Source organism: Telluria sp. ZT3P39, assembly GCF_059685935.1.
In genome coordinates this window covers 177,086-190,028 of the sequence record NZ_JCASIH010000003.1, presented here as the reverse complement: position 1 = coordinate 190,028, position 12,943 = coordinate 177,086, and the positions used below count along the sequence as shown (strand labels likewise).

Genomic DNA, 12,943 nt, shown 5'->3' with positions numbered 1-12,943 from the left:
CACCAGGAACCGCATGCCCCGTTTTTATTCGCCACAGCCGCTGACCAGCGGCGCCACCGTCGACCTGCCCGACTCCATCGCCCATCACCTGCATGTTGTAAGGATGCAACCGGGCGAAGCCTTGACCCTGTTCGACGGCCGCGGCGGCCAGTACGCGGCAACGCTGCTCGAGATCGGCAAGAAGCGCGCCAGCGCGGTCGTCGGCGCGCATGAGGCGGTCGAGGTCGAACTTCCCTATGCCGTGACGCTGGCTCAGGGCCTGCCCGAGGGCTCGAAGATGGACTGGATCATCGAGAAGGCGGTCGAACTGGGCGTGGCCGCGGTCCAGCCGCTGGCGGCCCGCCGCAGCGTGGTGCGCCTCTCCGGCGAGCGCGCCGAAAAACGCCACGCCCACTGGCAGGGCGTGATCGAGGCCGCCTCCGGGCAGTGCGGGCGCAACCGCCTGGCCGCGCTGGCGCCGGTGGCGGACTACGGCCGCTGGCTGGCATCCGCGCCCGCCCCTGCCCAGCCACGCATCCTGCTCAGCCCGCGCGCAACGCAGTCGCTGGCCGGCTGGGCGCAGGCTAACGGACCACAGGCGCTGACCCTGATGGTGGGGCCGGAGGGCGGGTTCACGGGCGAGGAAGAAGACGCGGCGCTGGCAAGCGGCGCCCTCATGCTGTCGATCGGACCGCGCGTGCTGCGCACGGAGACGGCGGCGCTGGCGGCGCTGGCCTTGTTGAATGGCGTGTGGGGCGGGATGTAAGCAGCCGCTCACCGTAGGGTGAGCGGGGTAATTTCGGGCAATGCCCGGAATTACGAACGCCCGCGCGTTCAAATCACGTATGAAATCCCTGCTCGGTCGTTCGTCAGCCGGTTGAACGCGCGGCCGGCAAAGCCGGCCACCCTACGAAAAAAGCCCGCACGGCAGGAACTCCTGCCGTGCGGGCTTTGTACTTTACAGGCAGCGGCGTTGCCGCCGCTGCCATGTTCAGCTAATTAAAACGCGTAGGCCAGGCCGAGGCTGAAGAAGCGGCCGACGGCGCCAGGCTGGTGCAGCGAAGCGTTGTACGAGGTACCTGCACCTGCGTTGCCGTAGGTTGCGACGTCATACGGTGCTTCCTTGTCGAACAGGTTCAGGATCGCGCCGCGGATGGTGAGTTGCGGGGTGATCTTGTACGAGACGTTCAGGTTGGTCGAGGTGAACGAGGACACGTTGCAGTAGTTCGCAGGCTGGATCAGGCCCTGGAAGTACGTACGGCCGCCCACGTGTTCCGCCGTGGTCGCGCAGTCGGTCTCGCCCAGCGCCGGGTCGATGGTCGAGAAGCCGCTCGTGTAGTTCACGGTGGCGGTCACGTCCAGCGGGCCACGGGCATAGCCGAGGGTGAACTGTGCACGTTGTTTCGGGTTACCCGTTGCGCCGCCGACCGACGATGGACCTTGCGTGCCAGCCAGCTGGTACGAGATGTCGCCGATCGAGGTGACGTAGCCGAAGGTGTGCGCAGCGCTCAGGTTGGCCGACACGGTGCCCATGTCGTTGGCCAGGCGCCAGCGGTAACGCACGTCCGCTTCGATGCCGTGGGTCTCGGTGCTGCCCGCGTTGATGTACGGCGACAGGCCGTACAGGATCGGGCCGACCGATGGGGTGCCGACCACGGTGCCGGTGCCGACGCCGGTGGCGATGTCGACCGGTGCCGCAGGGCCGCGGACCCAGGTCGGGACGAAGCTAGGATCGTTACCAGCCTGGGTGACGACCAGGTTGTTGATGCGGATCTTGTAGTAGTCCAGCGACATGTTCAGGCCGCGCATCGGCTCGACGATGACGCCCAGGGTGTAGGACTTCGACTTCTCTGGCTGCAGGTCCGGATTGGTGGTCTGCACGTACGGCGGAGCGAAGCCGCAGGCGCCCGGCACGTTGCCGGCGGTGGTACGGCTGCCGTTAGGGCACAGGATCGGGTCGTTGATCGCGTTGAAGGTGAAGAACGAGCCTGCGTTGCCCACTTCAGCCGGGTTCGGCGCGCGGAAGCCGCGTGCGAAGGTACCGCGCACGGCGACCTGCTGGATCGGCGTGAACTTGAAGGTGGCGGCCGGGGTGAACGAGTTGCCGTAAGTGTCGTAATGGTCGTAACGGGCCGAGACGCCGAGTTCCAGGTTCTTGACCGGATTCGCCTGGAGTTCGGCGAAGACGGCGGTGTTGGTCTCGTCGCCGATGGTGAAGGCCGAGGTGTTGTTCACTGCGCCGATTCGGGTCAGCGACGATGCCGGTGCATTCTGCTCACGCTTGTGCCAGTGGGCGCCGACTGCCAGTGCCAGGGGACCGGCGCCGAGCTGCATCAGTTCGCGCGAACCGACCAGGTCGGCGTAGTTCAGCGTCGATTCCAGCTTGTTGCCGAAGTGCGGAGCGACTGCGTCGACCAGGGCCGGGCTGTTGCCGCCAATAACGTTCCAGCTGCCATTGCGGATCGCGTTGTACAGGTTCTGGCGGTTGATGTTGCCGCTGATCTCGAGGTCGTTCTTGACGCGGGTGGCGCCAACGCCGCCGCGCACGTCCCAGCCCATTGCCTCGCCAACGATGTCGGCGGTGAAGCGGGTGCTGGTGGCCTTGTTGTTGGTCTGCAGGGTTGGGCCGATGCCCGGGATGTAGCCGTACAGGCGGGCCGACTGGGCGAACGGATTGGTGACGTTCGCGCCGACCTGTGCGCCTGGGGCGAACAGGGTGCTCGGGATCGCGCCCACGCGGCTGGTCAGCACGCCGTTGTTCAGGGTGGTGAAGCCGTTGAAGCTGGTCGGGTTGTAGGCCGCCGGATTGGCGTTACGGTTGTTGGTGCTTTCGCGCTGGAAGATCGAACCCTTCAGGTTCAGTTCCCAGTTGTCGCTCAGCTTCTTCGTCATACCGATCATCAGGTTGACGTTCTCGGTTTCCGGCTGGATGTTCGATTCGGTGTCGTTGACCTGGCAGCCGCCGGCGCGGTACGAGGTGAAGTTACACTTGCTCGGGTCCAGGAACACGTAGTTGGCCGGATTGTTGACGTTGGTCACGCCAGCCGGATTGTTCGGGTTCGACGGGTTGTACAGGAACGGGGTGTTGGTTGGGGTCAGGAAGCTGTTCAGGTTGGTCGGCACACCCAGGTTGATGTTGTTGCCGCCGCGTGCGCGCCAGTCGCGGTTCGCATAGCCGAACTGCTCGCGCTGGGCGACCTTGATCGAGCCCTGCTTGCGCGCTTCCAGGGTCACGAAGGCGTTGTAGCCGTCTTCGTCCAGGTTGCCGATGCCGGTGCTGATCGACATGCGCTTGGTCTTGCCGCCGCCGTGCTGGGTGTCGCCGAATTCAGCGGCCAGGCGGGTGCCGTTCAGGTTTTTCTTCAGCTTGATGTTGATCACGCCTGCGATCGCGTCCGAGCCGTACAGCGCCGATGCGCCGGACTTCAGGACTTCGATGGTTTCGATGGCGTCGAACGGGATCGACGACACGTCGACGAACGAGCGCTGGGCATCGTCCGACAGCGGATACGGCGCCATGCGGTGGCCGTCGATCAGGACCAGGGTCGCGCCCACGGTCAGGCCGCGCAGCGAGATGCCCGATGCGCCGTTGGCGAATGCGCCGGCGAAGCCGGTGCCCAGGGTACCCGCGCCGTTGGCGGCCAGGTCGGTCAGCAGTTCGGCGACCGAGGTCTTGCCGCTCTTCTGGATGTCCGCTGCGGTCAGCACCTGGACCGGGGCCGGCGTTTCGGTGTTGGCACGGCTGATCAGCGAGCCGGTCACGACCACGCGCTGCGCTGGTGCTGCGGTGTCGGTGGTCTGCGCGAACGCCGGTGCGCCGACCAGGGCGCCGCTGGCGACCACGGCGGCAACTGCGAACGGCAGCGACTTCAATTTGAACGTCATGAGTACTTCTCCTTCTGGGCTTTTCTTAGGGTGGTTTTTCTTCTTACCGGGCCCTGCCTGGCATGCCAGGCGGGGCTCGGCTGTCTCCATCGAACCCGGGCGCCGACTGCGCGCCCTGCCCGGAATCGCTCCCGGGCGGGATTGGAGGATGTCTGTTAGTACAGCCAAGTCACTACATGTGTATATCCACCGCTTTTCGGCGGTGCCGTTCTTTCGTACCCCGACCACTAGTACGACTAGCCTCAAATAACTGTAAATTGAACGTAAACGTTATTTGAATTTATACATAAAACCATACCGCTGGTAAAAGTGTCAATTGAGCACCCGGAGCGATCTGGGTCGAAAACAACATATTGGCTGCAATCTTCATCGACGCTTAACGAACTGATGCATTACCGGGATGCTGGAGCCGGTACAACTTGCGCCGGGTAAATACGCGCAACACGCCGCACGATGGCCGGTACTTGCGCGTAGTTAGCGTCCTGATCGCGCAAAGATCTGTATATCAGCCGATCTGGTCAATACGGCAACAAAAATTCGGCGCGCATGGGCTGGGGCCTCCAAATATTTGCATCCCGAGCGTTGTAGGCAAACAACGTTATCATTTCATACATATTCGATTGCCCCATCGAAAGGGAGAGAAAAGGGACAGGCCCGCCGGAGGCTTCCTTGCCGCCAGGGCTGCCTTCTTCCTCCGTGGCAGCGGGCTTTGGGTAAAATAGCGGTTTGGCCCGTCTTTTTATTGTTGCCTCACTAGCAACCACGCCCCTACCTATGCTCCGACTCAGCGACCTCAAACTCCCCCTGAACCACCCCGATTCCGCCCTGCGCGAGGCCATCCTGGCGCGCCTGGGCATCGCTAGCCACGAACTGGTCGACTTCACGGTCTTCAAGCGCAGCTACGATGCGCGCAAGAAGTCGGCAATCGTGCTGATCTATTCGATCGACGCCGAGCTGCGCGACGAAGCGGCCGTGCTGGCGCGCTTTGGCAAGGACCAGCACGTCGGCCCCTCGCCCGACACCGGCTACAAGTTCGTCGCCGCCGGCAAGCCTGCCCCCGGCACGCCGCGCCCGATCGTGGTCGGCACCGGTCCCTGCGGGCTGTTCGTGGCGCTGGTCCTGGCGCAGATGGGCCTGAACCCCCTGGTGCTCGAGCGCGGCAAGGTGGTGCGCGAGCGCACCGTGGATACCTTCGGCTTCTGGCGCAAGCGCAAGCTCAATACCGAGTCGAACGTGCAGTTCGGCGAAGGCGGCGCCGGCACCTTCTCCGACGGCAAGCTGTACAGCCAGATCAAGGACCCGAAGCATTACGGCCGCAAGGTCCTCACCGAGTTCGTCAAGTCGGGCGCGCCCGAAGAAATCATGTACGTCAGCAAGCCGCACATCGGCACCTTCCGCCTGGTGAAGATGGTCGAGCAGATGCGCGCCGAGATCATTTCGCTGGGCGGCGAGATTCGCTTCGAGACCCGCCTGGACGACATCTATGTCAGCGAGGAAAACGGCGTGCGCCAGGTCCAGGGCGTACGCCTGGCCAATGGCGAGGAAATCCCGACCCGCCACCTGGTCATCGCCATCGGCCACAGCGCGCGCGACACCTTCGAGATGCTCTACGAGCGCGGCGTCTACATCGAGGCCAAGCCATTCTCGATCGGCTTCCGGGTCGAGCACCCGCAGTCGCTGATCGACGTCTGCCGCTTCGGTCCGAACGCCGGCAACAAGATCCTGGGCGCGGCCGACTACAAGATCGTGCACCACGCTTCCAACGGGCGCTCGGTCTACAGCTTCTGCATGTGCCCGGGCGGCACCGTGGTGGCGGCATCGAGCGAAGAAGGCCGCGTCGTCACCAACGGCATGAGCCAGTATTCGCGCAACGAGCGCAACGCCAACAGCGCCATCGTGGTCGGCATCACGCCCGAAGACTATCCGGGCCACCCGCTGGCCGGCATCGCCTTCCAGCGCGAACTGGAGTCGCGCGCCTTCCTGCTGGGCGGCAGCACTTATGACGCGCCGGGCCAGCTGATGGGCGACTTCGTGCGTGGCGTGCCGTCGAAAGAATTCGGTTCGGTGATCCCGTCCTTCCGCCCGGCCGTGCACCTGACCGACCTGGCCCCTTCGCTGCCGGAATATGCGATCGTCGCGATGCGCCAAGCCTTCGTGGCTTTTGATAAGCAGATCAAGGGCTACTACAAGGAAGACGCGGTGCTGACCGGCGTCGAGACCCGCACCTCCTCGCCGATCCGCATCAAGCGCAACGACGGCGACCTGCAAAGCCTGAACACGCGCGGCCTGTTCCCGGCCGGCGAAGGCGCGGGCTATGCCGGCGGCATCATGTCGGCGGCGGTGGACGGCATCCGCGTGGCCGAAGCGGTGGCGCTGGCGATGGCTGCGTGACGGCTGCGGCGGGAAGCCCGCCCCGCACGCTCGGCCCCGGCCTGGCGATCCTGGCCTCGATGGTGTCGGTCAATGCCGGCGCCGCCTGGGCCAAGGGGCTGTTCCCGCTGGTCGGCAGCGAAGGCGTCACCGCCGTGCGCGTCGGCCTGGCCGCGCTGCTGATGCTGGCCATCGTGCGGCCCTGGCGCACCCTCCCCGCGCGCCGCGACGCATTCAATTTACTGGTCTACGGCCTGATGCTGGGCTGCATGAACCTGCTCATCTACGGCGCCTTTGAGCGCATTCCGATCGGCGTGGCGGTGGCCATCGAGGTGGTGGGCCCGCTCGCGGTCGTGGTGCTGTCCTCGCGCCGTGCGCGCGACTTCGCCTGGGTGGCGCTGGCGGCCTTCGGCCTGTGGCTGCTGGCGCCTTTCCACGAGGGCGTGCCGCCGCTCGATCCGCTTGGGGTCCTGTACGCGCTGGGCGCGGCCTTTTGCTGGGCGATGTATATCGTGTTCGGCAAGCGGGTTTCCAGCATGAACGGCAGCCAGGCCGTGGCCTGGGGACTGCTGGCGGCGGCGCTGTTCACGGTGCCGGTCGGCGTGTTCCACGCCGGCGCCGGCCTGCTCGACGTGCGGGTGCTGGCGGGCGGGCTGGCCGTCGCCGTGCTCTCGAGCGCCCTGCCTTATTCGCTGGAGATGGCGGCCCTCAGCCGTCTGCCGCAGCGGGTGTTCGGGATACTGGTCAGTGCCGGGCCGGCCTTTGCGGCGCTGGCGGGCTACCTGGTGCTGGGGGAGCGGCTGACAGGCATGCAGTGGCTGGCGATTGCGCTGGTGATCGTGGCCTGCGGCGGGGCCGCGGCCACGGCCAGTAGGGTGGGCGGCGAAGCCGGCGCGGCGCAATCCCGATAAGGGCCAGAGCCGCCCAACATGCTAGATCCAGCCGGATTTCTTGAAGCGCCAGTACAGGTAGCCGCACACGATGGCGATGGTGGCGAGGGCCACCGGATAGCCGTATTTCCACTTCAGTTCAGGCATGAATTCGAAGTTCATTCCCCATACCCCGGCGAACGCAGTGAACACGGCGAAAATCGCCGCATACGCGGCCAGCTTCTTGCTGATGTCGTTTTCTTCGATTGCCACCATCGACAGCGTCACCTGGATCGCGGTGTTGATGGTGTCGCGGATTGCGTCGAGCCGCGCCGCGATGCGGAACAGGTGGTCATGCACGTCGCGGAAATACTCCTGCGTCTCGATGACCACGCCGGGCACCCGTCCACCATACAGTCGACCTACGGCATCCATCAGCGGAATGACGGCGTGGCGCAGCACCTGGGACTTGCGCTTGAGCGCATACAAGCGTTCGACGTTGGCGCGCTGCTCGCCTACCTGTCCGAAGATGTGATCTTCGATCGATTCCAGCTCGGAGTCGAGCATGTCGACCACGGGGAAATAGCGGTCCACGACCGAGTCGACCAGTGCGTACAGCACGAAGCCCGCTCCCTTGCGCAGTTGGTGGGGCTCACGCTCGGCGCGCGCGCGTACGCCAAGAAATCCCTCGTTGGCGTCGCGCCTTGCCGACAACACGTAATTAGGACCTGCAAACACCGACAGTTCGCCCACACTGAGTTCGTCGCCGGCAAGTTCGACCATCTGTACAACGACGAACACGCAGTCGCCGTATTCTTCCATCTTGGGGCGCTGGTGGCCGCGCGTTGCGTCCTCGACGGCCAGCTCGTGCAGGCCGAATTCTTCCTGCATCGTGGCGATTTCATCGTGATCCGGGTCGCGCAGGGCAACCCAGACGAAGGTTTCCGGTTGCTTCAGGTATTCGCTGATGTCCTCGACGGGTATGTCGGACAGCTTCTTGCCTTCCTGGTAGGCGACACAATTAATCAACATGAATAGGGATAGGGACGGTTAATACACGATGCGCCAGCTTACACCATCGGCCCTACTCTTCCCGCGCGCCGTCGATCCCGAGCTCCACGATCTTGCGGGTGATCGTGTTGCGGCCGATCCCGAGCCGCATCGCGGCATCGTTCTTGCGCCCATGCGTGTGCCTGAGCGCGGTCTTGATCAGGGCCGATTCGAACTGGCGGCCAAGCGTGTCCATCACATCGACCTGGCCGGCGCTGAGCATGCCGGCGGCCTGCAGCTCGAGCAGGCCGATCCAGCCTTCCGGCAGCGACGGCGTAGCCGCGGGCGCCGCGCCCGGGGCGGCCGGGATGCCCGCCGGGTCGCCATCGAACAGGATGCCGGGTGCGGCCTGGCCCTGGATCAGGTCGCGCGGCAGGTCCTTGACCTCGACCGTCTGGCCGGGCGCCATCACGGTGATCCAGTTGCACAGGTTTTCCAGCTGGCGCACGTTGCCCGGCAGTTCGAGCCCGGCCAGGTAGCGCATGGCCGGCTCGCTCATGCGCTTGGGTTCGACGCCCAATTGGTGTGCGCTCTGCACCAGGAAGTGGCGCACCAGCACCGGGATGTCTTCGCTGCGTTCGCGCAGGGACGGCAGGCGCAGGCGGATCACGTTCAGGCGGTGATATAAATCTTCGCGGAACAGGCCATCGCGCACGCGCTGCTCGAGGTTCTGGTGGGTGGCCGCGATCACGCGCACATTGGCTTTCACCGGCTGGTGCCCGCCGACCCGGTAGAAGTGGCCGTCCGAGAGCACCCGCAGCAATCGCGTCTGCAGGTCGAAGGGCATGTCGCCGATCTCGTCCAGAAACAGGGTGCCGTTCTCGGCCTGCTCGAAGCGGCCGCGCCGCATCGCCTGCGCGCCGGTAAACGCCCCACGCTCGTGGCCGAACAGTTCGGATTCGAGCAGGTCCTTCGGGATCGCCGCGGTATTCAGGGCGATGAAGGGCTGCTGGGCGCGCGGGCTGTGCTTGTGCAGGGCGCGCGCCACCAGTTCCTTGCCGGTGCCCGATTCGCCGGTGATGAGCACCGTCACGTTCGACTGCGACAGGCGGCCGATCGCGCGGAACACTTCCTGCATCGCCGGGGCGTGGCCGAGGATCTCGGGCGTCTCGGCGGGCGCGGCTTCCACGCTGGCTTCGCGCAGGCTCTCTTCCAGCGCACGCCGGATCAGGCTGACGGCCTTGTCGATGTCGAAGGGCTTGGCCAGGTAATCGAAAGCGCCGCCCTGGAACGAGGCGACCGCCGAATCGAGGTCGGAAAACGCGGTGATGATGATGACCGGCAGGCCGGGATGGCGCGCTTTCACGGCGCCGAGCAGGTCGATGCCGGATTCGCCCGGCATGCGGATGTCCGACACCAGCACTTGCGGCGTATCGGTTTCGAAGGCGGCCAGCGCGTCGCGCGCGTTGGCGAAGCTGCGGGTCTCCAGGCTCTCGCGCGCCAGGGCTTTTTCCAGCACCCAGCGGATCGATGCGTCGTCGTCGACAATCCAGATTGGTTTCATGTAGTCGTGGTTCCCGCAATATGGATGTGCAATGGGGACTCACGGCGGCTACCGGCGCCCGCCTATGGCAGGGGCAGCAGTATCCGGAAATCCGTCAGTCCAGGCCGGCTTTCGCACTCGATCACACCCAGGTGCTGCTGCACGAAGGTCTGCGCCAGCGTCAGCCCGAGGCCGCTGCCGCCATCCCTGCCCGACACCAGCGGGTAGAAAATGCGGTCGCGTATCTCGGGCGCGATGCCCGGTCCATTGTCGATGATATGCAAGTCTAATGCCAGCCCATAACGGACCTTGGCCAGGGTGACCTGGCGCGCCACCCGGGTGCGCAGCACGATCTCGGCGTCCCCGGCCGCAATGCGCCCTTTGAGGGCCTGGGCGGCGTTGTGGGCGATGTTCAGCACCACCTGGATCAGTTGCTCCATGTCGCCCCGGAACTCGGGGATCGAGGCGTCGTAGTCGCGCCGGATCGTGAGGCCCGAAGGGAATTCGGCCAGGATCAGGCTGCGCACGCGCTCGCACACTTCGTGGATGTTGACGTCGCCGACGATATGCGGCTTGCGGTGCGGCGCCAGCAGGCGGTCGACCAGGGTCTGCAGGCGGTCGGCCTCCTTGATGATCACCTGCGTGTATTCGGACAGCTGGGACAGGTGCAGCGGCGGCAGCTCGAGCTCGAGCAGCTGGGCCGCGCCGCGGATGCCGCCGAGGGGATTCTTGATCTCGTGGGCCAGGTTGCGGATCAGTTCCTTGTTGGCCTGGCTCTGGTCGAGGATGCGCTCTTCGCGATCCAGCTTGAGCTGCTGGACGTTCTCGCGCAGCTCGATCAGGAGCTCGCCCTCGCCCAGTGCGCTGACGATGCTGTTCACGTGCAGCGGCTCGCGCCCGCTGCGGTGCAGGGTCAGGTCCTGGCGCAGGTCGGCATACTGGTGCGCCAGCGCCTGGGCGCACAGGGCGGCCAGTTCAAGGCCGTTGGCGAACAGCTCGGGCAAGGGGCAGCGCTGCAGCGACTTGAGCGAGAGCTCGAGCAGGTTCTCGGCCGCCGGGTTCGCGTACAGCACCTCCCCCTCGGGGCCGACCAGCAGCACGCTGGAGGCCAGCAGGTCCAGGCCCGCGAACCGGCTTGTCGGACTCATTTGATATTGGCGATCTCGCGCCGCAGCGCGGCGACATTGCTTTCGGTGCGGCCGATCTCGGCGCGCATGCCGGCCACGCGTTCCTGGTATTTGGCGTAGTTGCGCTCGTTGCCCTGGCGTTCGGGCTCGCCGCCGTTGAAGTCGCGGCGCAGGTCGGCCAGCTTTTTCTCTTCCAGGCGCAGCTCGTCGTTGAGGATCTCGCGGCGGTCGTCGTCGCGCGCGCGCTGCTGGGCCGTGTCGACGCGCGGGAAGCTGGCCGGGGTCGCCGCGGCGGCAGGTCCCGCGTTGCCCGGGTTGGGCGGGCGCACCGCGGGAATCGGCGCCGAGGCGCGTACCGGCGCCGGCGCCGCGACCGGCGCGAGGCTCTCGAGCTGCTTGCAGCCGCGGCGGTTCTGGTCGGTGAATTCGACGCGGCCCTGGTCATCCACGCATTTGTAGACCTGGGCCTGTGCGGCGGTCGAGAGCAGCAAGCCGGACCCGAGTATGGCCAGGACGCCGGCGAGACGGTGGAATGAAATAATTGTCGTTCCCATCAGAAATTAATTTGCACAATAAACGTGCAGTCATTGTAGTCCGGCCCGACTATACATCAAGCATGAAAAAACGCGGGGAAAGCCCTCGCTTTCCCCGCGTTTGTTACCGCTGCTTACACCCATTGACGCCTGGGCGCGACAGCCGGCTTGCCTGAACGATTACGCCGAGTAGTACATGTCGAATTCGGCCGGGTGCGGGGTCATGCGCAAGCGCTGGACTTCCTGCATCTTCAGTTCGATGTAGGCATCGATCATGGCGTCCGAGAACACGCCGCCGCGGGTCAGGAACTCGCGGTCCTTGTCCAGGGCTTCGAGCGCTTCTTCCAGCGAAGCGCAGACGGTCGGGATCAGCTTGTCTTCTTCCGGCGGCAGGTGGTACAGGTCCTTGGTTGCCGCTTCGCCCGGGTGGATCTTGTTCTGGATGCCGTCCAGGCCCGCCATCAGCAGCGCGGCGAAGCACAGGTAGACGTTGGCCAGTGGGTCCGGGAAGCGGGTCTCGATGCGGCGGCCCTTCGGGTTCGCCACGTGCGGGATGCGGATCGAGGCCGAACGGTTGCGGGCCGAATAGGCCAGCTTGACCGGGGCTTCGTAGCCAGGCACCAGGCGCTTGTACGAGTTGGTGCCCGGGTTGGTGATCGCGTTCAGGGCGCGTGCGTGCTTGATGATGCCGCCGATGTAGAACAATGCGGTTTCCGACAGGCCGGCATAGCCGTCGCCGGCGAACAGGTTCTTGCCGTCTTTCCAGACCGACTGGTGCACGTGCATGCCCGAGCCGTTGTCGCCATTGATCGGCTTGGGCATGAAGGTAGCGGTCTTGCCGTAGCTGTGGGCCACGTTCCAGATCACGTATTTCATGTTCTGGGTCCAGTCGGCGCGCTCGACCAGGGTCGAGAACCTGGTGCCGATTTCATTCTGGCCGGGGCCGGCCACTTCGTGGTGGTGCACTTCGACCGGGATGCCCATCGATTCGAGGATCAGCGACATTTCCGAACGCATGTCCTGGAAGCTGTCGACCGGCGGGACCGGGAAATAGCCGCCCTTGACGGTCGGGCGGTGGCCGCTGTTGCCGCCTTCAATTTCCTTGTCGGTCGACCACGAGGCTTCGTCGGAATCGATCTTGACGAAGCAGCCGGACATGTCGATCTTCCAGCGGATCGAGTCGAAGATGAAGAATTCCGGTTCCGGGCCGAAATAGGCGGTGTCGCCGATGCCCGAGGACTTCAGGTAGGCTTCGGCGCGCTTGGCGATCGAGCGCGGGTCGCGGTCATAGCCCTTGCCGTCCGACGGTTCGATCACGTCGCACTGCATGAACAGGGTGGTCTCTTCCATGAACGGATCGATGTTGGCGGTGAGCGGGTCCGGGATCAGGAGCATGTCCGAGGCTTCGATGCCCTTCCAGCCGGCGATCGACGAACCGTCGAAGGCGTGGCCCGACTCGAATTTGTCTTCGTCGAAGTGCGAGACAGGAACGGTCACGTGATGCTCTTTGCCGCGGGTATCGGCGAAGCGGAAATCAACGAACTTGACTTCGTTGTCTTTGATCATTTGCACTACGTCTGCAGCCGTCTTTGCCATTCGTATCTCCTGATTGAAAAGGGGGGACCGCGCTCGACATCCTCGGTAGCG

At 65.0% G+C, this 12,943-nt stretch carries 9 protein-coding genes; 3 read left to right on the top strand and 6 right to left on the bottom strand.

The window, feature by feature from the left end:
• Positions 1-13 precede the first annotated feature (13 nt).
• Positions 14-745, top strand: coding sequence for a 16S rRNA (uracil(1498)-N(3))-methyltransferase (locus tag AC56LR_RS04955; protein WP_497128114.1), 732 nt, complete (start codon positions 14-16; stop codon positions 743-745).
• A gap of 233 nt (positions 746-978) precedes the next feature.
• Here AC56LR_RS04955 and AC56LR_RS04950 read toward each other — a convergent pair whose 3' ends face one another.
• The gene (locus tag AC56LR_RS04950; protein ID WP_497128112.1) at positions 979-3,864 is read right to left on the bottom strand and encodes a TonB-dependent receptor; all 2,886 of its coding nucleotides are present in this window, start codon (positions 3,862-3,864) and stop codon (positions 979-981) included.
• 774 nt (positions 3,865-4,638) lie between these two features.
• On the opposite strand from AC56LR_RS04950, the gene AC56LR_RS04945 reads away from it, so the two are divergent.
• Both AC56LR_RS04945 and AC56LR_RS04940 read left to right on the top strand, forming a co-directional pair.
• Positions 4,639-6,255, top strand: a complete 1,617-nt coding sequence (locus AC56LR_RS04945) for an NAD(P)/FAD-dependent oxidoreductase (RefSeq protein ID WP_497128110.1) — start codon at positions 4,639-4,641, stop codon at positions 6,253-6,255.
• Positions 6,252-7,145, top strand: coding sequence for an EamA family transporter (locus AC56LR_RS04940; protein ID WP_497128108.1), 894 nt, complete (start codon positions 6,252-6,254; stop codon positions 7,143-7,145). The genes AC56LR_RS04945 and AC56LR_RS04940 overlap by 4 nt, the downstream gene beginning before the upstream one ends.
• Before the next feature lie 21 nt (positions 7,146-7,166).
• Here the strand turns inward: AC56LR_RS04940 and corA are convergent, their stop codons facing one another.
• The 5 genes from corA to glnA all read right to left on the bottom strand — a co-directional run bounded on the left by corA (position 7,167) and on the right by glnA (position 12,892).
• Positions 7,167-8,135, bottom strand: coding sequence for a magnesium/cobalt transporter CorA (corA, locus tag AC56LR_RS04935; protein ID WP_497128106.1), 969 nt, complete (start codon positions 8,133-8,135; stop codon positions 7,167-7,169).
• 52 nt (positions 8,136-8,187) lie between these two features.
• Positions 8,188-9,657 (bottom strand): nitrogen regulation protein NR(I), encoded by a 1,470-nt coding sequence (gene ntrC, locus AC56LR_RS04930; RefSeq protein ID WP_497128104.1) that lies wholly within the window; start codon positions 9,655-9,657, stop codon positions 8,188-8,190.
• Between the two features lie 62 nt (positions 9,658-9,719).
• Positions 9,720-10,784 (bottom strand): nitrogen regulation protein NR(II), encoded by a 1,065-nt coding sequence (gene glnL, locus AC56LR_RS04925; RefSeq protein ID WP_497128102.1) that lies wholly within the window; start codon positions 10,782-10,784, stop codon positions 9,720-9,722.
• Positions 10,781-11,317 carry a DUF4124 domain-containing protein gene (locus AC56LR_RS04920; protein WP_497128100.1) on the bottom strand — a complete coding sequence of 179 codons (537 nt, stop codon included), beginning with the start codon at positions 11,315-11,317 and terminating at the stop codon, positions 10,781-10,783. The genes glnL and AC56LR_RS04920 overlap by 4 nt, the downstream gene beginning before the upstream one ends.
• A gap of 159 nt (positions 11,318-11,476) precedes the next feature.
• A complete protein-coding gene (glnA, locus tag AC56LR_RS04915; RefSeq protein ID WP_497128098.1) occupies positions 11,477-12,892 on the bottom strand; it encodes a type I glutamate--ammonia ligase in 1,416 nt (471 codons plus the stop codon).
• Positions 12,893-12,943: the final 51 nt, after the last annotated feature.